This window comes from Paenibacillus sp. J22R232, from assembly GCF_056269165.1.
The window spans coordinates 1-22,821 of record NZ_JBWDNK010000027.1 but is presented as its reverse complement, the minus strand read 5'-3'; the positions used below and the strand labels follow the sequence as shown (position 1 = coordinate 22,821).

General features: G+C 46.3%; 26 protein-coding genes. 20 read left to right on the top strand and 6 right to left on the bottom strand.

The annotated features are described in order from the left end of the window. Positions 1–119: 119 nt before the first annotated feature. From isdG to AC0YN3_RS32245, 3 genes are read right to left on the bottom strand one after another with little or no spacing between them, the layout of a single operon-like run. Positions 120–1,265, bottom strand: coding sequence for a heme oxygenase (gene isdG / locus AC0YN3_RS32255; RefSeq protein WP_475778920.1), 1,146 nt, complete (start codon positions 1,263–1,265; stop codon positions 120–122). Beyond that, the gene (locus AC0YN3_RS32250; RefSeq protein ID WP_475778919.1) at positions 1,262–2,260 is read right to left on the bottom strand and encodes a FecCD family ABC transporter permease; all 999 of its coding nucleotides are present in this window, start codon (positions 2,258–2,260) and stop codon (positions 1,262–1,264) included. Before AC0YN3_RS32250 ends, isdG begins: the two co-directional genes overlap by 4 nt. Positions 2,261–2,270: 10 nt before the next feature. After that, complete coding sequence (locus AC0YN3_RS32245) at positions 2,271–3,221, bottom strand: ABC transporter substrate-binding protein (RefSeq protein ID WP_475778918.1); 951 nt, start codon at positions 3,219–3,221, stop codon at positions 2,271–2,273. Positions 3,222–3,683: 462 nt separating this feature from the next. Between AC0YN3_RS32245 and AC0YN3_RS32240 the strand changes: the two genes are divergently transcribed. From AC0YN3_RS32240 to groL, 7 genes are all read left to right on the top strand, one after another. Next, positions 3,684–7,325: an NEAT domain-containing protein gene (locus AC0YN3_RS32240; RefSeq protein ID WP_475778934.1), complete on the top strand. Its 3,642-nt coding sequence runs from the start codon at positions 3,684–3,686 to the stop codon at positions 7,323–7,325. 125 nt (positions 7,326–7,450) lie between these two features. Then, on the top strand, positions 7,451–8,335 hold the full coding sequence (gene isdE, locus AC0YN3_RS32235; protein WP_475778933.1) for a heme ABC transporter substrate-binding protein IsdE: 885 nt from the start codon (positions 7,451–7,453) through the stop codon (positions 8,333–8,335). A gap of 57 nt (positions 8,336–8,392) precedes the next feature. After that, entirely contained in the window at positions 8,393–9,376 is a 984-nt protein-coding gene (locus tag AC0YN3_RS32230) for a FecCD family ABC transporter permease (RefSeq protein WP_475778917.1), read from the top strand. Further along, complete coding sequence (locus AC0YN3_RS32225; RefSeq protein WP_475778916.1) at positions 9,366–10,136, top strand: ABC transporter ATP-binding protein; 771 nt, start codon at positions 9,366–9,368, stop codon at positions 10,134–10,136. The genes AC0YN3_RS32230 and AC0YN3_RS32225 overlap by 11 nt, the downstream gene beginning before the upstream one ends. A 50-nt stretch (positions 10,137–10,186) precedes the next feature. Further along, positions 10,187–11,182: a heme uptake protein IsdC gene (gene isdC, locus AC0YN3_RS32220; RefSeq protein WP_475778915.1), complete on the top strand. Its 996-nt coding sequence runs from the start codon at positions 10,187–10,189 to the stop codon at positions 11,180–11,182. Between the two features lie 239 nt (positions 11,183–11,421). Beyond that, the gene (groES, locus tag AC0YN3_RS32215; protein WP_054026679.1) at positions 11,422–11,703 is read left to right on the top strand and encodes a co-chaperone GroES; all 282 of its coding nucleotides are present in this window, start codon (positions 11,422–11,424) and stop codon (positions 11,701–11,703) included. Between the two features lie 77 nt (positions 11,704–11,780). Then, on the top strand, positions 11,781–13,415 hold the full coding sequence (gene groL, locus AC0YN3_RS32210; RefSeq protein ID WP_139992719.1) for a chaperonin GroEL: 1,635 nt from the start codon (positions 11,781–11,783) through the stop codon (positions 13,413–13,415). 86 nt (positions 13,416–13,501) lie between these two features. On the opposite strand, the gene AC0YN3_RS32205 is transcribed toward groL, so the two are convergent. Beyond that, a complete protein-coding gene (locus tag AC0YN3_RS32205) occupies positions 13,502–14,710 on the bottom strand; it encodes a site-specific integrase (RefSeq protein ID WP_475778914.1) in 1,209 nt (402 codons plus the stop codon). Positions 14,711–14,956: 246 nt separating this feature from the next. Continuing rightward, positions 14,957–15,751, bottom strand: a complete 795-nt coding sequence (locus AC0YN3_RS32200; protein ID WP_475778913.1) for a helix-turn-helix domain-containing protein — start codon at positions 15,749–15,751, stop codon at positions 14,957–14,959. Between the two features lie 188 nt (positions 15,752–15,939). On the opposite strand from AC0YN3_RS32200, the gene AC0YN3_RS32195 reads away from it, so the two are divergent. The 13 genes from AC0YN3_RS32195 (at position 15,940) to AC0YN3_RS32135 (ending at position 22,109) form a co-directional block, all read left to right on the top strand. Beyond that, positions 15,940–16,131 (top strand): helix-turn-helix transcriptional regulator, encoded by a 192-nt coding sequence (locus AC0YN3_RS32195; RefSeq protein WP_475778932.1) that lies wholly within the window; start codon positions 15,940–15,942, stop codon positions 16,129–16,131. Positions 16,132–16,219: 88 nt separating this feature from the next. Continuing rightward, entirely contained in the window at positions 16,220–16,624 is a 405-nt protein-coding gene (locus AC0YN3_RS32190) for a hypothetical protein (protein ID WP_475778912.1), read from the top strand. A gap of 57 nt (positions 16,625–16,681) precedes the next feature. Then, complete coding sequence (locus AC0YN3_RS32185) at positions 16,682–16,948, top strand: hypothetical protein (RefSeq protein ID WP_475778911.1); 267 nt, start codon at positions 16,682–16,684, stop codon at positions 16,946–16,948. Between the two features lie 156 nt (positions 16,949–17,104). After that, positions 17,105–17,311: a DNA-binding protein gene (locus AC0YN3_RS32180; RefSeq protein ID WP_475778910.1), complete on the top strand. Its 207-nt coding sequence runs from the start codon at positions 17,105–17,107 to the stop codon at positions 17,309–17,311. Positions 17,312–17,360: 49 nt separating this feature from the next. Next, complete coding sequence (locus AC0YN3_RS32175; protein ID WP_475778909.1) at positions 17,361–17,696, top strand: hypothetical protein; 336 nt, start codon at positions 17,361–17,363, stop codon at positions 17,694–17,696. A 49-nt stretch (positions 17,697–17,745) separates the two neighbouring features. Then, a complete protein-coding gene (locus AC0YN3_RS32170; protein WP_475778908.1) occupies positions 17,746–18,153 on the top strand; it encodes a hypothetical protein in 408 nt (135 codons plus the stop codon). Positions 18,154–18,424: 271 nt separating this feature from the next. Continuing rightward, entirely contained in the window at positions 18,425–19,150 is a 726-nt protein-coding gene (locus AC0YN3_RS32165) for a helix-turn-helix domain-containing protein (RefSeq protein WP_475778907.1), read from the top strand. 114 nt (positions 19,151–19,264) lie between these two features. After that, positions 19,265–19,549 (top strand): hypothetical protein, encoded by a 285-nt coding sequence (locus AC0YN3_RS32160; protein ID WP_475778906.1) that lies wholly within the window; start codon positions 19,265–19,267, stop codon positions 19,547–19,549. A gap of 26 nt (positions 19,550–19,575) precedes the next feature. After that, positions 19,576–19,869, top strand: a complete 294-nt coding sequence (locus AC0YN3_RS32155) for an ArpU family phage packaging/lysis transcriptional regulator (RefSeq protein WP_475778905.1) — start codon at positions 19,576–19,578, stop codon at positions 19,867–19,869. 47 nt (positions 19,870–19,916) lie between these two features. Then, positions 19,917–20,567 (top strand): hypothetical protein, encoded by a 651-nt coding sequence (locus tag AC0YN3_RS32150; RefSeq protein WP_475778904.1) that lies wholly within the window; start codon positions 19,917–19,919, stop codon positions 20,565–20,567. After that, positions 20,554–20,778, top strand: coding sequence for a hypothetical protein (locus AC0YN3_RS32145; RefSeq protein WP_475778903.1), 225 nt, complete (start codon positions 20,554–20,556; stop codon positions 20,776–20,778). Before AC0YN3_RS32150 ends, AC0YN3_RS32145 begins: the two co-directional genes overlap by 14 nt. Positions 20,779–20,890: 112 nt before the next feature. Next, the gene (locus AC0YN3_RS32140; RefSeq protein WP_475778902.1) at positions 20,891–21,316 is read left to right on the top strand and encodes a hypothetical protein; all 426 of its coding nucleotides are present in this window, start codon (positions 20,891–20,893) and stop codon (positions 21,314–21,316) included. Positions 21,317–21,350: 34 nt separating this feature from the next. Continuing rightward, positions 21,351–22,109: a hypothetical protein gene (locus AC0YN3_RS32135; protein WP_475778901.1), complete on the top strand. Its 759-nt coding sequence runs from the start codon at positions 21,351–21,353 to the stop codon at positions 22,107–22,109. A gap of 45 nt (positions 22,110–22,154) precedes the next feature. On the opposite strand, the gene AC0YN3_RS32130 is transcribed toward AC0YN3_RS32135, so the two are convergent. Further along, positions 22,155–22,565 carry a hypothetical protein gene (locus tag AC0YN3_RS32130; RefSeq protein ID WP_475778900.1) on the bottom strand — a complete coding sequence of 137 codons (411 nt, stop codon included), beginning with the start codon at positions 22,563–22,565 and terminating at the stop codon, positions 22,155–22,157. Positions 22,566–22,821: the final 256 nt, after the last annotated feature.

Sequence of the window (22,821 nt, the reverse complement as noted above, 5' to 3'; positions counted from 1 at the left end):
CACCATAATGGTTCCAAGGTTCTTTTAATTCTATAGGATATGAAAAATGGGGACCGCAAATCCCCAAAATGAATGCTGAGAGAGCTCCTTCAGTCATGTGGGGATTGCTCCGGCAGCATTTATGCTTCCTGGGCCAATTCCTGTTGAACAGGGGGCAGCGGGTTGCGCTTGACCTTTACTTCTTGGAAAGTAATTTTATTGGAAATAATATAGTCAGGCGTCTTGCGATGCGTATGAGACTCACGGAATGCCTCGCTTTTCGTCCATGCCAGGAAATCATCCTTGGAGTTCCAACGGGTAACGACCGATACCTCATCATACTCCTTCGTGTTCTGGGTGAGCAGAACTTCAAGACCTAGGAAGCCCTCCATGCCCTCTACCTTGCCAATCCGGTCAAACCGCTCGATCAGCTTGTCACCGTTTCCTTTCGTAATCTGCGAGATGTTCGTTACAATAATCATTGTTGCATCCTCCTCATAATTTTTAGGTATCGGAATAATGACCGGATAATTTTGCTCAAAGCTAACTTTTGCCTCGATTTCGTATACTTGCCTCAAAAAGCGGGACGTAATGACTGACTGCGGATTGCCGGTTGAAACAATTTCTCCGTCCTTCATGGCGATTAGATGATCGCAAAAGGCCGCGGCTTGCTGCAAATCATGCAGAACCATAACAATCGTGATGCCTTGCTCTTGATTGATTTTGCGCAGCATGCCCATCACTTCGAGCTGATGCGAAATATCAAGGAAGGTCGTAGGCTCATCGAGTAAAATGATGCTGGTTTTCTGGGCAAGCGCCATTGCAATCCGTGCTTTTTGCTGCTCGCCTCCCGACAACGTGTGGAACATTCGGTCATCATGCCGCCGTATGCTCATCGTTTTCATCGCCCAATCAATGATTTTGTTATCCTCATCGGTCAGTCGCTGCTTGAACATGCCTTTATGAGGGGATCTGCCGTATGCGATAAGCTCGCGAACCGTAAGCTCGGGCAGCATTTCTTTCGCTTGGGGAAGCATCGATATGGTTCTAGCGTAGTCTGCCCTGGAATAGACGCCAGCTGCTTTTCCTTGTACGCTGACGTCGCCTTTGTCCGCTTTCAGCAGCTTGGCGACGATTTTTAGAAGGGTCGATTTGCCGGAGCCGTTAGGCCCGATTATCGCTGTCATTTTACCTTCGGGAACGGAGGCTGTAACATCGAAGAGCTGAAACATGCCCATTTCATGCTCTATTTTTTCCAAATCAATCGCTGAAGGGGTGTTTGTCATCTCCAATTACTCCTTTTCCTTAATAAATATAGAAAGAACGGTGCGCCGACACAGGCAAGCAAAATGCCAACGGGAAGCTCGATCGGATCAAACCAGGTTCGGGCGATCGTATCGGCAAATACGACAAGCGCTGCTCCTCCAAGAATGGAAACGGGGAGCAGGAAGCGGTAATCCTCGCCAATGATGAGCCTGACGGCATGCGGAACGACAAGCCCAACGAAGCCGATTAAGCCTGCAGCGCTGACTGCGGCACCTGCAAGCAGAGAGGAAAGCAGGATTAACAGCAACCGCTGCAACTCTACTTTCTGGCCGAGCAGCTTAGCGGAATCATCTCCTAGCAGCAGCAGGTTAGCGGGCTTAATGGCCACAATGGTTAATCCGAGGCCAACCAGCGCATAAGGCGCCATAAAGGAAAGATGATGCCAGCTTCGGCCGTTCAAGCCCCCGGACAGCCAAGGCAGAACCGCTTGAATTCGGTCGCTGTAGACGACCATAATGCCGTTCATGACCGCCCCGAGCAGCGCGTTGACGGCAACGCCCGCGAGCACGATTTTGACGGGGGAGGTGCCTTTATCCCAAGAAATAAAGTAGATAACGATGGATGTGGCAAAAGCACCGATAAAAGCAGCCGCAGGCAGCAAATAGCTAAACTGAGGCAGTAAAACCATCGTGATGACGGCAGCAAGGCCGCCTCCCGCCGAAACGCCGATAATGCCGGGGTCGGCAAGCGGATTGCGCATAACTCCTTGCAGAATGGCTCCGGCTGCGGCAAGGCAAGCGCCCGTGAGCAGGCCAACAAGCACGCGGGGGAGCCGCAGGTTCATAATGATTGTGTCATGGGCGGATTGCGAATCAGTCGTGAAGATCATCCAGATTTCTCGGAGTGAAATCGACACGGAACCGAAGGATAAGCCGTAAAATACGCTTAACAGCAGCAGGATAGGGGCTGCAATTAACGCAATCGTTCTTCTTTTCGCGCGGATTTGTCTACTCATCTTGATCCTCTCATTGCTGCAGTGCCTCTAGTTTCCCATGCAATAGTTCGAGCGACTCGATGACTCTTGTGCCAGGGTTTGAGCCGAACAGATCGGAGGGCAGCACCTCTACATTATTTTGCTTGACGGCCTCTAAGCTGCTCCATGCAGGATTGGTCTGCATTTCCTTCAGGAAGCTTTTCTTCACCTCTTCGGGGTCTCCATGGGTCATGATGAGAATAAGCTGAGGATTGGCTTCGACGATTCTCTCTGAATTGAGCTGCGCATACTGCGGATAGCTTTGCAAGCCGGGATAGTCCGAAGCAATATTCGTTCCTCCAGCGAGCTCCAATATATTGCCGCTTAATGAATTAGGCAAAGCAGCCATGAACGTTCCTGGCGCTCCATAAACGAGCAAAGCACGCGGCTTAGGATTGTCTGAGCTGGCTTCGTACTGCTTGATTTTCCCGTCTATTTGCTTAATAAGCTCATCTGCCCGCTGCTCCTTTTGGAGAAGCTGCCCGAACAGCTCAATCTGTTTCTTGATCTCGTCTATCGAGTTCGCGCTGGTCAGAATAACTTTGGAGCCAACGCCCTCTAGAATCGGAACGTCCTTCGTATTCATTGGATTGTTGCCGAGTACGACGTCTGCGCGGAGAAGCGTAATTTTCTCTAGGTCAACCTCATGCGCGGAGCCGATTTGTTCTACGGCCTCTGCTTCTTTCGCGGCTAGGGGAGTCGTAGAGGTGGGCCTTCCGACGAGGGTTCCGCCAAGCGCATAAATAATATCGGTTTCGCCGTTGCTCAGCGCTACGATGTGTTGAGGCACCTCATCGAAAGCGATGTTGCGATTAGCAAAATCCTTAATTTGAATGAGCGATTGCTGCTGGTTGACAGACTGTTCGGAGACTCCAGCCCGGGCGCTGCAGGCAGTTAGCGATAATACAAAAGCAGCACAGCAAATTAGCAAACCTTTCTTCATGTGAACCTCCAAGCTGGGAAATAAATGATAGTGATTATCAATATCACTTATACAATAGTGAAAGTTGCTATCGCTGTCAATATGATTTTTGTCGCATGATTTGCTTATATTTTCCATTCAGAATAGCATAGTTAAAGCTTGGATTGGCGCACTATTCAAAAATTTAATAACGGTTGACGAGTACTGAAATGTTAACGTAATATCTATAACGAGTTTACGGCGTTGAACATTTTTGGAAGAGGTGCGGGATTATAAGGAAATATAGAGAAGCGGTTGATCAGGCCTTTTACATGGACTTCATGGACTAGGGCGTAAGCCAAACTGGTCTAGTACATACAAATCGTCGAGGAAACGTTAACAGGCAGTTAATTTTTTTTACTTGCATATTGAGAATGATAATCATTAACTTCGAATGTATGGTTATCAATTCCTAACACACAAAGGAGTGTCATAGCGTTGAAAATGCAGCTTAGAAAATGGGTAGCCATGTTGCTCGCAGTAGTGGTATTGCTCTCGATTGCGAATGTGGGGGCAGTGGCAGCGACTTCGGGGGCTACGCTTGCAGATGGCGAGTATCCCGTCAATTTCACCTTTTTGACTGACAATAGCGATAAACCATCCATGGTCCAGGAGTATGTTGTCCCCGGAACAGGCAAGCTTATCGTTAAAGACGGAAAAATCCGGTTTCAAAATACGTTTAACAATTATGATTTATTCAAATTTTTCGGGTCTTTGGAGCAAGGCAAGACAAAAAGCATCCCTTATGACTACGAAGAAACAGTCAACTACTCTGCGGATAGCTATAGCCCCCGAGATTACGTGGCCGTAACCAATGAAGAAGGGGCTGCCGGAACGGTACAGCTTCCGATCGATAATCTGTTCGAGAAGCAAGAAATTTTAATGCATATCGTCATACCATCCATTTCATATAACAACTGGTATAATGCGCAATTGCTATTGGATACGTCAGGCCTGCCATTCGTGACGCCAGGCGATGGAAATGGCGGCGAAACACCCATTGTGGTTGACAAGGCTAATTTATTAGATTTACTGAACCAAAGCAATGAGCTGTACAATCATGCAAATACTTTTGATCCTTCCATTACCAGCAGTAATGTTCGGGCTGTTGGCCAATATCCGATATCCGTCAAAAACGATTTGATGGATGTAGGGATTAAGCCAGCAACAACGGTGTATGAAAACGTTCTGGCTACGCAAGCAAACGTGGATGCGGCATGGCATGCGCTGCTAGCCCAACTGAATGCTTTTAAAAGCGAAGCTATCGTTGTCCAAGGTGAGATCGGATTCACAGTCTTGGATGCTATTGCGCCAGAGGCTGTTCTTACTAAAGATCAAGCCGGTTACTTTGGGAATAAAGCTGTTGTTTTGAAATCAGGGAACAAGCTTTACGTGAATCTGACCATTCCCAACAGCTCGGGAATCGATTTGACGAGTGTTTATTATTACCCGACCAACGTTAACGGAAAGCTAGCGTTTAGCGGGGTAAAGCTATTGCTTGATGAAGTTAGCAACAGCGGAGAGGCAGGCGGGCAATATGTCGGCCAGCTTATTCTAAACCGAAGCAATACAGGCTTAACGAGCGGAATTATTCCAATCCATTATAAGTTCGCGGGCTCCGACGAAGACGTGGTTGCCTATATCAACTTTAACACGGTAGAGCAATCAGTCTTAGAATCCGCGATTACAGCAGCTCAAGACATGCATGATCAAGCAGTCGTAGGTTCATTGACAGGGCAATATTCGGCAAGTACCAAAGCCGCGTTTGCCGCAGCGATTGCAAGCGGTAAAGCAGTAAGCGCTCATGCAGCGGCTACGAAAACGGAATTGAAGGAAGCGACGTCTGCTTTGCAGACTGCGGTTGCTGAATTTAAGGCATCGGCATCCCGCCTAGTCTATTTCTCGGCTTTGCATGCAACCAATAGCACGTACTCCACAATGGAGAGCTACTTCATTAAACCAGCTACCGTTATTACGGAAAACGGTGTGAATTATGCAATTTTTACGGTCAAAGACAGCTCGTCCGTTGCTGAATTGAAGGTGATGCAGGACGGGGAGCTTAAGGATTCGGAAATTTTGAGCTCAGATACAGACGCTAATCAAAGAGTCGTGAAGTTTAAGCTGGATAGCTTAAACGAGACGGTTGCAGCGAAGGTTCGGACAGTGGTGCCTGCGCAAAATTATGACCGCACGCATGATATCCGTTTGATCTTCAACAATATAAACCGCGCGGTGCTTACGCAAGCCGTTGCAGATGCTAAGAAGCTGAACGAACATGCAAAAGCCGGTACGCTGCCCGGAGAATATTCGGCCGAGTCCAAATCCGTATTTGCTGCAGCCATCGAAGCTGCAAACGCCATTGCAACAAACACAAGCAGCACCCAAGAACAAATAAACGGAGCTGTAAACGCGCTTGAAGCTGCTTCAACAGTATTTAAGGCATCGGTGTTGGTAGAAATAGATGCTTCAGCATTGAAGGAATTGCTGAAAACAGCGCAAGAAGCCTATTCGAATGCGTTAGAGGGCAGTGAAGCAGGCAGCTTTAAAGCCGGTTCGAAAGCGACGTTTTCTGCTGCTATTGAGACCGCTGAGCATGCGGCAGCCGGGCTTATCTCCCAACAAGCGGTCAATGCGGCAGCCGCGGCATTGGAGCAGGCGCTCGACGCATTCAAAGCTTCCAAAAATTACGTCAACGGAAGCTACGGCGTCCAGTTGAAGTCATCGAATGAGAATTTCGATAAGCATTTGGAAACGTCGGGCGGGCTTAGTATCCAAAACGGTACGTATAAGCTAAGCTTTACGCCAAAAGCCGGCGTTGCGGTTAAAAAGCTGATTAACGAAAAAACGCAAGCAGTCATTTTACCGGCAGGCGCTTCTCCAGCACCTCAAGCTTTCGCCCTTGCGTATGCCAAAACAACTGCTTTGTTCGCGATTGCTTCGCCTTTGGCAGGCGCGTTAGCAGCGGCGCCATCCCCTGTACAGTTCGAAGTGACGGACCTTAGCGCACCATATTCGGTCGTAATCGATGTTGCGGACAACGATACAACGGTAGAAGTTAGCTACAGCTTGCAGCTCGCGAATATTGAACTGGCTAAAGATCCAGAGCCAAACCCAGGCCCAACACCGGGTACGGGATTAGCTAACGGGCAATACAACATCAGTGTAAGAATCATGAAATTCGGTACGGATCAGGATTCTGTCATGCAGGATTATATTGTTCCTACCGCCAAGCTGTCGGTTGCAGGCGGAAGCAAGCGCATCTACCTGACGCTCAAAAAGGATAAAGAAATTACCGGATTGAAATTCAACGGTTCGGACGTAAGCACCGAAAGCAGAAATACAGAGAAAAACACGAGAATCGTGTCCTTCCCTGTCCCTGACCTTACGACTACCCTTAGCGGCTGGGTGAAGATTGACTGGCCGGAAATGAGCTACCACCACGAATACGATATTCAGATCAAATTTAATGAAGCGAGCATTACGCCTGCAACCGATATCGAAATCATTCCAGACCCGGAAAAACCAGAGGATGAAGGAACCGGGCCCGCTTTAACGAATTTCAAAGATATTCAAGGACACTGGGCGCAGGAAGCGATTGCCAAAGCCTTGTCGCTTGGCATCGTAACAGGCTATGCCGACGGTCAGTTCCGTCCGAATGGCGTTGTCACCCGTTCAGAATTCGCAGTATTAATCAGTCGTGCCCTGAAACTGGGGGAGAACACGGCGGAAGCGGGTTTCAAAGATAACGGTTCGATACCTGCATGGGCGAAATCACATGTGGAGCGTGCCGTTCAAGCAGGACTGATTAACGGCTACGATGATCAATCGTTCCGCGGAAGCGCTGAAGTTTCCCGTTCTGAGCTTGCAGTCATTATCGTGAGAGCAGCTAAGCTTCCTACGAATGAAACAGCCGTGCTTAGCTTCGCGGATGGAGATTTAGTGCCTGCATGGGCGAAGAAAGAAATCGCAGCAGCCGTTGAGCATGGATTTATCCAAGGCAAAGGCGGCAATAAGTTCGATCCTGCTGCGAATGCAACCCGTGCCGAGGCGCTGACTCTTGTGATGAAGCTGCTAACGGACAAATAATCATAAGAAAAAACGTACAACACAGAACAGCGACGAGGATGCCGGAGAACCGGTGTCCTCGTCATGCTATTCATGAGAGAAAGAGAGAGGAGCGTCTAAACTTGATCAACAAAGCATGGATCAGAATGCTGCTATTGTTAATCGTCATCGTAGCCGCCGGCTGTTCGAACGTGGGCAGTGCCGCTACCGAACAAGAGACGAATGCAGCGGAAACCAAGCCGTCGGCTGCCGTTAAAGCAGAGCAGCGCGTTATCTCTACGACAGTTGCGATTACTCAAATGCTGGATGCGCTCGAGGTGGATCTCATTGGCGTGCCTACCAGCGCCAAAGTGCTGCCTACCCGTTACGATGACGCAACGCGCGTAGGAAATCCGATGAGCCCGGACATGGAGCTTGTCAAGTCATTGAAGCCTACGGAGGTATTATCGGTGACTACGCTGGAGTATGACCTCAAGCCTATCTTCGAGGCTGCCGGCGTAGAAGCAAGTTTCTTGAACTTAACGAGCGTGGAGAGCATGAATACAGCTTTGACGGAGCTAGGCGGTACCTACGGCAAACAAGAGCAAGCGAAAGCCATCGTAACTAAATTTGACGAGAAAGTGGCAGAGATTCACGAGGCGACCGCAAATAAGGAGAAACCGAGCGTTCTTATTCTGCTAGGCGTTCCCGGAAGCTACCTTGTTGCGACCGAGAAATCATATATCGGCGATCTGGTTCGCCTTGCAGGCGGAGTCAATATCGCACAGGGCGAGGATGTTGAATATTTGGCTTCAAATACCGAATACTTGCATCAATCGAATCCGGACGTTATTTTGCGGGCAGCGCACGGCATGCCAGAAGAAGTAGTGAAAATGTTCGACAAAGAGTTCCAGAAAAATGATATCTGGAAGCACTTTAAAGCCGTCCAGAACGACCGTGTCTATGACTTGGAAGAGGCTTTGTTCGGAACGACAGGCAACCTGTTCGCAGTTGATGCAATGGATGCCTTGATGGAAATGCTGTATCCCTAGGGGCAGCGAGGCAGCTATTCCGCGACCGCGAGGATCAAGAGACGAAGGAAGTTGGCTATGATTAGGAAAATCGCAAGTTTTATTATAATTGCCGTACTGCTTGCAGCGGCAGTCATAATTTCGGCAATGACAGGCAGCATCAAGGTAGGCGCTTTGGAGCTGTTCCAAGGGCTGCTAACGGGCACGAACGAGCAGGTTGAGGTTATCAAAGATTTGAGATTCCCGCGAATTATCGTTTCCATGTTGACGGGAGCGGCGCTCGCTGTTTCAGGCGTGCTGCTGCAGGCCGTTATGCGCAATCCGCTTGCGGATGCAGGCGTCATCGGCATTTCCTCAGGAGCGGGTCTGGTTTCGCTGCTGATCGTAACGATTTTTCCGGGATTGTTTTTTTGGATGCCATTGTTTTCTTTTATCGGGGGAGCGTTTGCCTGTTACCTGGTATATGCGCTCTCTTGGAAATCAGGGCTAAGCCCGTTAAGGTTGATTTTAGTGGGGATTGCCATCAATGCAACGTTCACCGGACTTGGCCAATCGTTTAATTACAGAGGGAGCTATGCGGTAACTAGCGTCAACCAAGCGATCTCGTCTATTTTTACAATGAAGACGTGGCAGGATGTAAACATCATCGCGATATACGGTATAGCCGGTTTACTGCTTTCCTTGCTGCTTAGCTCATGGTGCAACATGCTGAGCCTGCAGGATAAGACGGCTAAAAATCTCGGCCTGCGCGTAACGAGAGCACGGTTGCTAATATCTATTGTCGCGGTGCTGCTGGCTTCCGTTGCAACTGCGGTAGGCGGATTGATTGCTTTCGTCGGCTTGCTCGTACCTCATATCGCTCGCCTATTGGTAGGCTCCGACCATACGGTGCTTATTCCGTTTTCGGCGCTCGGAGGAGCGCTGCTCATTTTGACGGCGGATACATTAGGGCGAACGCTGCTGGCTCCCACGGAAATTCCGGCTTCGATTATTATGACGGTGATCGGCGGTCCATTCCTTATATTCATGCTCAGAAAGAGTGATCGCATCCATGGAAATTAAAGAGATTACGTTTTCCTATGATAAGAAAACCGACCAATTGAACCGGATAAGCAGCAATATCGCAACGGGCAAGATTACGACCATTATCGGTCCGAACGGCTGCGGAAAGTCTACGCTGCTTGGCGTGATGTCTCAAAACTATAAGCCGCAAGCAGGCGAGATTGTGCTTGATGGCAAAGCGCTCAGCTTAACGAAACCGAAGGATTTGGCAAAGCGGCTGGCAGTTGTCCATCAGCAGAACGAGGCTCCTTCCGATTTGACCGTAGAGAAGCTGACAAGCTTCGGCAGGCTTCCGCACCGCAGCTTATTCGGACAGACGGAAGAAGAGGACGAGAAGGCAGTGGAATGGGCGCTGGCTTGTACCAACCTGCAGGAGAAACGTTCTCTGAAGCTGGACCAATTGTCGGGCGGAGAGCGGCAGCGCGTATGGATTGCAATGGCGTTAGCGCAAAAAACAGACATATTGTTTTTGGATGAGCCAACCACGTTTCTGGATATTTATTATCAGATCGAGATTCTCCAGCTCGTTCGAACGCTTAATGAAACCTATGGACTGACCATCGTCATGGTGCTGCATGATATCAACCAAGCTATCCGTTACAGCGATACGATTATCGTGATGAAGGCCGGTGAAATCGTCAAAGTGGGTAAGCCGGAGAGCGTGATTACAGAGGAGATCGTCAAAGCCACGTACGGCGTTGACGTGATCTTGAAGCAGGATGACAGCACAGGTTTGTATATGATACCGGTTAGCATTTAATCAAAATGAGCAACTTTTGATGCTTATTATAGAAGAAAGGCGGAAAAAATATGCGTAAATTGTCATTATTAATAAGTTTTTGTGTTTGTTTTGCCGTATTGTTCGCGATACCTGCCGTTAGTGCAGCGGAATATGCAGACGGTACGTACAGCATCGATTATGTGATTAAGAAAGCGGAGGATGAATCGGCTTCGATGGCCAATGACTATTGGGAGAAGCCTGCCAAGGTGATTGTCGATAATGGAAAGCTGACGATTCAGATTCAACTCAACCACAGCAAATGGGTCACGGAGTTCAAAACGCCTAACAGTAGCGGCGGTTATTCCGAGGCTAAGGTGATTAGCAGCAACAAAGCAGACGATACACGTCTGACACAGTTCAGCGTAGCGGATCTCTCTTCGACAATGCTGTCAAAAATTCACGTAACGGTGCCGGATATCGATTATGACCATGATTACACGATTCGGTTCGATTTCGATGCGGGCAGCATGAAGCTCATCAGCAAGCCAGCGGTCGTTAAGGAAGAGACGCCTGCAGCTACTAAAAAGCCTACCGATGCGCCAAAGGCGACTACGGTGCCCAAAGCAACGGCAACGCCAACGCCAAAGCCGGCGTCAACAGAGCCTGCAGCGACTGCAGCGGCTACGGAACAACCGGCAAAGGGTAGTGCATCGCCAACTTCGGTGGCGGGCAAAGCTACAGAGGAGCCGGTTGCTGCTATTGCATCTGAAGAGCCGACAGCGGCAGCCGAGACTGCGTCTCCAGCGCCTTCGCCAGAAGCAACGGAGCTTGCTGCGGAAGCTGTAGAGGAATCTGAAGCACCTGTAGCGGAGGGCGAGCTTGCTTCTAAGGATGCGGACAGCGCGGAAGTAGAAACGGCATCCGTTGACGGCGATACGCAATTAGCGAGTGCAGAAGTTGCCGGAGAAACCGAGTCTGACAAATCCAGCTCAAAAGGCTGGATCACATCATCGGTCATTTCCGTCGTGATTATTTTGGCAGGCGTAGCGCTTATTCTCGTTCGCAATCGTAAATTGAAGAAATAAAACGTTTAGGTGGAGGAAGAGGGTGCTGTTAGCCGGCATCCTCTTTATGCTGAAAACGGTTATGGGGGCTTGGTGGGAAGAGACTTCTGACGCTCCAGTGTAAATAAACGGAAAATTAAGACCAAGCACTTGAAATTGGGAACGAAAATGAGTATGATAAAAATAGTTGTTAGCACTTGAAGGTTTCGAGTGCTAACGAGAATAAAAGCAGCGACAAATTTTGAAGGAGGCTATTTTCAATGATCAGACCTTTGGGTGAACGCGTATTGATCGAAGCAATCGCGAAGGAAGAAACAACCGCTAGCGGTATCGTATTGCCGGATTCGGCGAAAGAAAAGCCACAAGAGGGCAAAGTTATCGCAGTAGGCAGCGGTACGCTGAAAGATGGCGTTCGCATTGCTTTGGAAGTGAAAGAAGGCGACCGCGTTCTTTTCTCCAAATATGCAGGCACTGAAATCAAATACGAGGGCAAAGAGTATTTGATTATGAAAGAAAGCGAAATTCACGCGATTTTTGAATAGCAGCCCGACTAGGGTCACATAGAAGGCAAGACACGTAAAAGCATCTTTACTTAAACTATTTTGGGAGGTTTCTGTTCATGGCTAAGGAAATTAAATTTAGCGAAGACGCTCGTCGCGCAATGCTGCGCGGAGTTGACGCTCTTGCAAATGCGGTAAAAGTTACACTAGGTCCAAAAGGCCGTAACGTAGTACTTGAAAAAAAATTCGGAAGCCCGCTTATCACGAACGATGGCGTGTCCATCGCGAAAGAAATCGAGCTTGAGGATGCTTTTGAAAACATGGGCGCTCAGCTTGTTAAAGAAGTAGCAACTAAAACAAACGACGTTGCTGGTGACGGTACAACTACCGCTACTGTTCTTGCACAAGCGATGATTCGCGAAGGCTTGAAAAACGTTACTGCAGGCGCTAACCCAATGGTTATCCGCAAAGGTATCGAGAAAGCCGTTAAAGCTGCTGTTGAAGAGCTTAAAGCGATCTCCAAACCAATCGAAGGCAAACAATCGATCGCACAAGTGGCATCGATCTCATCTGCTGATGACGAAGTTGGCCAACTGATTGCAGAAGCTATGGAAAAAGTCGGCAACGACGGCGTTATCACTGTAGAAGAGTCGAAAGGCTTCGTTACAGAGCTTGAAGTTGTAGAAGGTATGCAATTCGACCGTGGTTATGTATCGCCATACATGATTACTGACACGGACAAAATGGAAGCCATCCTTGACAACCCATACATCCTTATCACTGACAAAAAGATTACGAGCATTCAAGAGATCCTTCCGGTTCTTGAGAAAGTCGTTCAATCCGGCAAGCAATTGCTAATCATTGCTGAAGACGTAGAAGGCGAAGCGCAAGCGACTCTAGTCGTGAACAAACTTCGCGGAACATTCACTTGCGTAGCTGTTAAAGCTCCAGGCTTCGGCGATCGTCGGAAAGCAATGCTTCAAGATATCGCTGCTCTTACAGGCGGCCAAGTGATCACGGAAGAGCTAGGCCTTGAGCTGAAATCAACTGGCGTGGAATCCCTAGGTTCCGCTCGTCAAATCCGTATCACAAAAGAAACGACAATCATCGTTGACGGCAGCGGCAACTCCGCTGACATCGTTGCTCGCGTGAACCAAATCCGCGCTCAACTGGAAGAAACAACTTCCGACTTTGACCGTGAGAAGCTTCAAGAGCGTCTTGCAAAATTGTCAGGCGGCGTTGCGGTAATCAAAGTCGGCGCAGCTACTGAAACAGAATTGAAAGAGCGCAAGCTCCGCATCGAAGATGCCCTCAACTCCACTCGTGCAGCGGTTGAAGAAGGTATCGTATCGGGCGGCGGTACTGCCCTCATTAACGTATACAACGCTGTTGCTGCTGTGAAAGCAGAAGGCGACGAGCAAACAGGCGTAAACATCGTTCTTCGTTCCCTGGAAGAGCCGCTTCGCACAATCGCAGCTAACGCAGGCCAAGAAGGCTCCGTTATCGTTGAGCGCTTGAAAAACGAAAAAATCGGCGTAGGCTACAACGCAGCTACCGGCACATGGGTAAACATGTTCGAAGCCGGTATCGTTGACCCTGCGAAAGTAACACGTTCCGCGCTACAAAACGCAGCTTCCGTTGCAGCTATGTTCCTGACAACTGAGGCCGTTGTTGCTGACAAACCAGAGCCTAAGGGTGCTGGCGGCGGCATGCCTGATATGGGCGGTATGGGTGGAATGGGCGGCATGATGTAAGACTTACTGAAATCCCTTGATCTATAAGGGTTTTGGTTAGTCAAGAAGCTCATTTCCCCACATTTTCCCCACATAAGGTAAGATGACTAGAGGCTTCTCATGAGTTCACCGAACTTGTGGGAAGCTTCTTTTTTCATTGTCTTGGTTACGTGCATGTAAACGTTCCGTGTGGTGTCGTCGTCTTTATGACCGAGCCGTTCCATGATCTCATGCAATCCCACGCCAGCTTCTGCAAGGAGGGAAGTATGCGTATGACGTAATGAGTGGGGAGTGAGTTTTTCATTCAGCTCAGCCAGCTTGAGCAGCCTGCGCATACGGTTCTCGATCGTCTTTATAAATTCGGGATAGCCAGCAACAAGTATATCCGTCTTGGCAATAACAAAGTCACCTTCATGGTAAGTCCTGCGAAACTCCATCTTAACCGCGTTCTGCCGCGCCTTATGCTTCTTTAATTCCTCGATTACAACAGGGTCCAGATCAATCTTTCGTTTTGATGTTTTTGTTTTCGGCGGTAGCAGCTGGTATTCGGTTGTCCTGTTCGATGGATTGTAATACGTTTTAGTAATGCTAACCGTATACTCGTCCATATCAAGATCAGACCAACGAAGCGCGCATAGCTCGCCTGCCCGCATGCCGGAGTAAGCCAGCATGAGGAAGAGTACGTAATCCTGCTCCAATCCGTTTTCCTTTGCAGCAAGCAAGAAGCGTGCAAGCTCGTCCTTTTCGAGATATTTTACAACCTCGTCTTCATGCTCGAGCTCCTCGACAGTTTTCTGAGATCGCGGCAGCTTAGCGTATTGAGTGGGGTTGTTTTTGATGACGTCGAGCTCAATTGCTTTGCTGAATATCATCCGGCCCGACGTATGAATGCCGGATAGTGTATTATCGGCAAGCCCCTGGCTCTTGAGATCGTTTAGTGCATCCTGGTACATCTTCTTAGTTATGTCTTTCATCTTACGATTAGCGAAATACTCCTGCAGCCTGCCCGACTCATGCTCCCGGACGCGCACGGTGCTGATTTTAACTGTAGATCTGTATGTATCGAGCCACGTTTTAATGAAGTCCTTGAATAGAATGTCCTTTTCTTGGACGAACGTCCCCAGTTCTATTTCTGTGACTAGTGCAGCAGCAGCTTTTTCTGCGTCTCGCTTGGTTCGGAACCCACTAAGTTCTTTCTGCTTCCTCTTATTGGTTACAGGATCGCGGCCAATATCCACGGTGATCGACCAAGTGGCGTTACAGGTACACTTCTTTTCTTTATCGCATTTGCAGCCACGCTTTCGGGGGTATGCCATAATTATTTCCTCCTCTGGTTTAAGGCACATTTCAGTGAATAGACACGCTTCAGGAGCAGATTAGATATTTGCCCTAGCGAGTCGTCGAACGCGCTTCAGCTGTTGCTGTTGTTGAGTCTTTGAGCGTATATATCAAATCATCAATGTGATGAGATGGAAGGGGAGATTCACCGTTCATTAAGTTGTACCTATTGGCGCTGAGGCTTCTACAGCAGCCATCTAACCTTCTCGAACGGAATGTTTGGATTATCGTTGGTTACTGGCGCGATCCGGAAACAACACTTTAAGCATATCCAAGATGCGTTGGCGGTCATTTTTATCCAAAAGTATACCACTATACGTCAAATCGAATGAACTAAGATGCGAAGTTAGCTCATTTACCGAGTTAGAGGGTAACCCCATAAGTTCAAGCTCTCTTTTTATTTCGAAACATGTATCTTTAAGTTTAAATGAAATTGCTTTAAGCTCACTTTGCAAAATCGATGGGTTATTCCTAGAAAGTAGTTCAACTCTATAATCTAACAATGACGAGAATTCGAGCTCGAGATAGTCAAAATTGATTAGATTAAGACCTTCTATAGTCATTTCATTATTAGTGGGTAAAATTTCTAAAATGGATTCAATGTAATCTATAGTATTTCTAGTTTTTGTAAGCCAGTGATTAAGATTTGTTTTTTTAAATAAGCTTTCATTACTACTTAACACTTGACCCTGAAGATGCTTTTTCCTTTTTTCCTCTTCGACAGGATATTGTTTTTCAAAGAGTTCTTTATACTGTGGCCCTAATTCATCATCTTCATGAAGATAATCACGCCATTCTTGATATGTCATATGGCCAGCCGTCACCATTAATTCTGCGTGAGATTTTCCTAAGTGTGGAGCAAGCTTTTTGAGGATTGCAGGAGAAGCACTGCGTTCCCCTCTTTCGATTTGAGAAATATAGGAGTGCGAAACTCCGGATAATGAATCTAATCTTCTCATTGTCAAACCACGCATTGCGCGTAGACCACATAAATATTCTCCAAATTCTTTTGTATTCAATTGTAACCACTCCTTTAGATATAAAGTTAACACAACTGCGGACAAAAATACACTTTTTAAAATTTAGTGTTTGCAAGTGCGGACAAGTTGTGATATTCTTTGGTTGCAACTGAGATAACTCATTTGTTAGCAAAGGAGGTCGTATAAAATTGAAAATCAAATTGGTGAATGCAATATCTTTTAACGAGATGCTAATTTATAAGGGTTACTCCAAACGGGGACTTGCTGAGGCATCGAATGTAGGTGAATCGACAGTTGTACAAATATGTAGTGGTGATCGAAACCCAAGTCCACGTACTGCTAAACGAATCTGCGAAACGCTTGATTGTTCGTTCGATGATATTTTTGTAATCGTCCATTCAGTAGCTTTAAACGAGTAATCAACCTTTCGAGCATTCCTCGCACCACGCGCAATGAACAAGCCGCAGGCTTACCCTAGCCGCCAATAACATTGAAGGGAGCAAGACGATGAAGCGTGAAGCAAGAAAAGAGAATATGAAAATGGTAGCAAAAAAGCCATTCGGTGAATTGTTCGTTGATGTATGGCAGAACGAGGATGGCGACATCTGCATGACAGCTAAGCAAATGGGTGAAGGAGTTGGGTATGCTGACCCACAAAAGGTCATTGATAACCTGGTTGAACGTAATCCCCAGCTAAAGAGTGAGGAATTTTCAGTTACCCTCAAAATGAGAGGCACTCACAAGAAACTCTACGAAACTAGGGTTTTAAAGGGGGATGGCATTTATGAAACTACTAAACGGATCGGCTTGAGCGAAAATGATACAGGCCGGATGATCGGCGCGCTTCAATGTATATTTGACAGCCAGTCCTTAGAGGGATCCGCCAAGCGGTATGTTACCTCTCCGTTCTGAGGGAATGTGATTAAATTCAAACAACTATTTGAGATTCTGAGAAGGGAGGTCAATTGAATGGGATATTCAAGCGAGGAACAAGAAACAGTCTGCGTATTCGATAAAATTGATAACCGCTGGGACGTGTATAGCTGCGTTCAGAAGCACATGACGAAGCTGTACAAGATTGCTACTCCATATTGGGAGGGAAAAGCTGAAGGACGCGTTATCGCTGCCAAGTGGAAGCTAAACGACAAACAGATGCGTTTCGCAATGGAAAGAACCTACACGGATGAGCAACGCGAGGAAATGGCTGAACGAGCGCGTCAAAGACTTCATTCATAATTCATCATGATTCCTCAATTTTGCTGACAGCATTAAGCCTTTAAACACACATCCTAGTTCGGTGGGACAATTATATCCTAAGCGTCATTCATTTAATTTTATTGTATTTAATAAGGCATATTTTAAAGATTACTCTAAACGGGAGGTGAACGTATCATGGAACGTACCGAATTGCCTCTTATCCTTCAAGCAAAGCATATCACTCAAATGATGGGCTGGGCAAAATCGACTACATATGAGCTTTTTAAATCTCCTGACTTTCCGATGCTTGAGATTAACGGCCGCAAGCTCATTTACAGAGACGAATTTTTTAAGTGGCTTGATGGAAAGCAGCGTAAGTCTAATCAGCCCGTCGAAGTATAGCCAGCAAACCATTATCTCATTCACATCATATCGAAGAGGAGCAACTATCATGACAAAACAAGTAATTATCCCAGCGCTGCTGCCTAAAAATATTCAATTGGACGAGCACGAAATAGCCCTTATTATTTATCTTCGCTCGTTAAGCTGGGAGATCGTTTTAGATTCGGCGGACGGTATGTTGGATCAGTCGAGGGATAGTGAAGTTATCGCATTTAGAGAGTACAAGCGCGGTAATTTTGAAAGCTCAAAGGGATTTGAGGATCGGGCGCAGCAAGTACGAAGACTCGCTGAGTTGGTCGGCGCAGCGAATGCGGATTATCGGGTGAATATGGCTAATGAGTTTGTGAATGAAGTCAATGACAACGAAAAAACACTTTCACGTTAGATTCCTTGGCGGGGATCGTGAAAGTGTTTCGATGTAAGCCAGAAGGCTGTTGGCATTTATTTTAATTCATCCTCCTCAAAAATGCAACGGCCTTCTGGATCCTAACCTAGAAGGGTTGTGCGCATCAGTGGAAAATTGCGAAGAACTATCAGCAATATTGCAAGAAGATTCTTGTCGAGATGATTCTAGGTTGATTTGGCGATTGAATCGGTTTTTCCAACAGATGCTTTGTAGTTTGAAGGCAAAGGCGGATTACTCGAATGAGACTGGAATTATTAGAGAAGCATTTCGAAATGCTATTAAAAAATTCGCTTCAACTATTACCAAATATTTCTGTTCAATAGGCGAATCAGTTAGAATTTCTGCTTCTTTCCCTATAGATTCTCCGGATGACAAGATTGAATTGTATTTTAGATTTGAAAGTGCTTTGAGATTAGATTTCTTTATTAGTGAATGAGCTTCATTTTTCTGAACTGTTAGGAAAAATAGCTCTATGGAAAGGGATTGGGGTTGTGAAGAAACGGCAGCGTAAGAAGAATGCGCGTCATCCGGGCTATATGGGTATTCTCCTAACAAACAGAGTTACCGGTGTTATGCAGCTCGGGCAATGTCGCGCTAAGAGTCCAAGAGCATTCAGACGATTGTTCGATAACGCTCTGCGGATACTGGAACGCAACAAGGATTTAGAAATGAGTGGAGGTTGGACAAAGAATCGGCGGTGAGGCAAGTTGACTGAAAAGAAAAGAAACTTCTTTACAGCTCCAAATAGCATTTTTGATATTGGGTTAACAACGCCGCAGCTTAGCGTGTATCTCTACCTTACCAGATGTGGTAATAATGCCATTTCAGCTTTTCCAAGCTTAAGGACAATCCAGAAAAAATGCAGCATTAGTAGGCCAACGGTAACGAAGACGATAGATGAGTTAGAAAGCATGGGGTTAATTGCTAAACAAAAACGCTGGGGCGAAAAGGGCAACCAAAGTAACGTCTATACAATAGTCGAACCAGAGGATAGAGGGGCACAATCGTACCCCTCCCCTGGTAAAGTAGGTTTACCACCCCTGGTAAAGGACGTTTACCAGGGTGGTAAAGAGAGTTTACCGTATAAAGAACTACCTTATAAAGAACCAGTTGATAAAGAAAATAATACATCGCATTCACATGCGACGTCACACTTTTTAAAAAGCTATGATTCAAATATCAAAGAAGAAATAGAAGACACTATTATATTCTACTATGCAATGTATAGGGATCGTTTAGAGAAAAACCATCCGAAGTTAAAGCATGATCAGCTTATGAGGATATACGAATGGTTTTCGGAAAACATATACGCCTATGGTGATATGGAGGATATGATCGAAGAGTTCTTCAATACAGTTAAACAAACTGATTTTAATATTAATCATTTCTGCACAGATGGAATGATAAGTGTATTGATTAATAGAGTCAGATAAAAGATGGTCTGAATAGGACAGGTAAGAAAGAAGGAGCTCATTGCGACATTAATGGCTTTGAGTTAAATGAGATTCTACGCTTGAAATGATTAGACCAAAAAGGAGGTGAGACTTTTGGCAAAGACAGAAGGAAAAACCTTTCTAGTCAGCTTCAAAGGCGATGAACTGCTGATTGAAACAGATAGGACGAAAAATCAGGCACTTGAAGCTCTATTGAGGCTTATCATACGTGATTGGAACAGGACTAACCCATCGAAATTGGATGCATTTATTGAACGCATCAACGACCATCACAAGCGAGTCAAAGAGAAGCTGCAACCTCGCGAGCTTGAACTGGAAATGGAGATCCTTGACTTCGACGCCCTAGAAGCAATGATGCAGCGGATTCGAGAGCCTTAACTTTGTAGTAAGGAAGGTGCATGTAAATGGCACAAAAAGTTGCTATGACGATTCTGTTTGACCGCTACAGGTTGTTCAACCACCTAATTGATGGCGGCGACGAAACGAACTTTGACCAGCGGGCAACCTTGATAGACGCGATAGACAAAGCCGTGAAAGACATGCCTAAAGTGGAGGCCGAAATCATTAAGCAACGGTATCTCACGCCAGAAAGTCCTTACTTGAAGGATTATCAAGTATTCGAAGCGCTGGGCTTAACACGGGCTGCCTATATGAATTACCGTAACGAAGCTTTTGAGAAGATAGCGGCGACTTTGTGATTTGCAAAATATGAATCAATAACCCAAAGAGAAAAGGATGATCAAATATGGCAGTAATCAACATGATTAAGAGCGATGCAGGGGAAGCAATGCACCTGTTCGAGGTAATGCAGAAGCATGGAATTAAGTGCAGTTTGGAAATGAAACAAGGGAGCGCCGATCCTATGGTTTCAATTGCTTCTGCTGCTGTACAAACCGAGTATGTCAAAGGTAGTGATAGCGATACTGTTGTTGTTAGCTTGAATGATGTTAACCTTGCATTCCCTCTAGGTGAGTATTCTTATTCGAAATTTATTAGCGATATCCAGATTGATATTGCTATTGCATCAGAGAGTCATACTGCATGGTTCAGTAGCGAAGCAATGTCCCTGGAAGCGATTGCTGAAGCAAAAGCATATGTTGATCCGGCTCATTCCCTTATTGTGCTAGACAAGCACGAACAGGCTCTAATTGCATACTTGCGGGAACTATCGTTTGATGACCTTCTGGATGCAAACATGGCTCTTCTTGACGAATCCGATCGTGCTCAACGGGAAGCTATCCAGAAACAAACGCCTACGGATCGCAGAGAGGCAGATGGTTTCCGTGAACGTGCTGGAAACCTCAGAGAACTTGCGGAGCTGCTGGGGCTTGCCAACACCGACTACCGCGCCCATATCGAAGCTACAGAGAGCGAGACAAACGATGCAGGCAAGTAATAGCACCGCCGCTCTAGAACGCCCGCACAGCGACACAGCGGAGTTGGAGCGTAACAGCCAGCAGCAAGCCTCCACGCTTCGGAGGATAGAGCATGAGCGGCGTACGGGCTCCAAGGGTATCAAACACCTAAGCAATTTGATTGACCAACTAGACTGCTTAAAGCGCGAGCGGCGTAACCTGCTGCTTGGCAAGCTATTAAACTTCCGCTAGTTATAGGTAATTTCTATTAAGATGGTGAAGTAGTGCAAGTTTTTTCAATAAGAGAGCCGCCTGTGAAACAGATCTAACCCACCCACAAAATAAGAAAAGGCAGGTAATACACATGACAAAGAAATATAACCAGGTAGCTACAAACTCCAAAAATCAGTCTGATTTTGAAGCAATCAGAACGCCACAAAACAGCCATGTCATTGATAGCGCCATCCGAAACGGAAAAACGGTTGGCGAAGCTGCAATTGAAATCGTTAAGGCGGGACTCCACCTGTCTGCTGAAGAGGTGGATCAGGAAACAGTAAATGTGATGGTTGCGCATGCCACGGAGATAATGGCTCAGAGAGATCCATACTTCGCAGCTAGAATGCAATTGACACATGAGAAGAATGCTCCAGGTAATGTAGTTGGATTGAATACTATCACCACGTCATTTCCGCGGCAAATAGTTAGCGGAGCGCAGCTTGCAAGCACGGGCGACGCTACGACAGATATGATAATTGCACATGCTCGCGAACTTATTGCAAAACGAAAATAGAAAAACAGAAAATGTAAATGGAGAGTGAACGAATATGAAAAAGCAACTGGAAGCAATGAGCCAGGCGAAAGAAAAACTCGATGGGCGCATTAATGCCCTACATGAGGAGATTAAGCAAAAAACTACCGAAAAGGAACGGGCAGAAGCTCGTTACCGCAAAATGATGCTAGAAGACTCGAACGGGGCTGCATCTTACTCCACAATTGACTTGAACCAGGTAAAGCAGCAGGTGGTTACCTTGGAGGCAGAAATTCAGGTAGCAACAGAACGGCTAGAAATGCTGAAGGCTGGGGAAAAAGAAACACTCATCGAATTCATTCCAGAACTTAAAGAGGCGCGGGGAAAAGAACTAAAGGTCCTGAATGTGGAAATAGCTAAGATCCAAAACGAAGCCCTCGAGCTTCGGGCCCAATTAACCCTAAAGATTATGGAAGCAAATGAGCATTATGATAGAGCACAGAGAACGTTGTGGGACCTGAACGCGGCTGAAGGATTAGCCGGCCTGTCATATGAGCACTATACTACGGATATAGGAGTTCCTAAAATGCCTAAATTGTTTGTGTTAGCAGGTGGAGGATTTGGCCCACCAACGCCGTACATCGATGAAACGTGCGTTATGCCTGTTGAGGACGAGCTTAGAGAAGCTTATACGTTAGGAAGAGTTCCATTATGGATGCAGCATTATGCTGAGACTGGTGACCTGCTTACAAATGATGAAGTTAGAGCGCTTGATAAGGATGCTGTATCTAAGAAAGAAGGTAAAGGCCTGGTAGGGCGTCTGTTTAACAGGTAAGTAGACTAATTGTGAGCTGTATCCCATTATAGGGATGCAGCCTTTTTATGTATTTTTATTATTCTGAAATCTATTAATAATTTTCAAAATAGAGTATGGTGGGTACTCTGGCCTTGCCCAGTATCTAGATACGAGATATAAACAATGCATGTTTTGACCATTTAATCCCCCTATATTAATAAGATTTGGACGTTTAGCACTTAATGACCATTCACCACCAAACCTTAACCTAGCATATTCACCTAATGAAATTGCAGCATTATTTATAACTTCCCAATCCGGTTCTTTCAAGCCATTGTCCGAACTAGTTTGCAATATTTCTTCAAGTGTTTCAATGAATTTTATGTCTTGATAAAACATTTTGTTAACATCGTTAGATGAAGATAATTGAACTTCAAGCTGCTTCTTAAAATTCTCATAATTTTCATCATTCGGCCTAATATCAGGTCTGCTCATGATTGATAACCATTCCATTCCACCACGATTAAAAAATATATTGATTAAGCTCTCCAATATGACATGATAAGAATTTTCATCCTCGTATACGAATTCTAGCGGATAAAGTCCATCAGTTAAATGATAATGTGAACATCTCTCTAAACTCCCTCGGTACGATGCAGTTATCTCACGAATGCTCGCTTATTCACAGAATCTCACCAGAGGATGAGTTGTAACCCGGATTGAATGGGACGAGAGCCGTCAAATTGGAAAC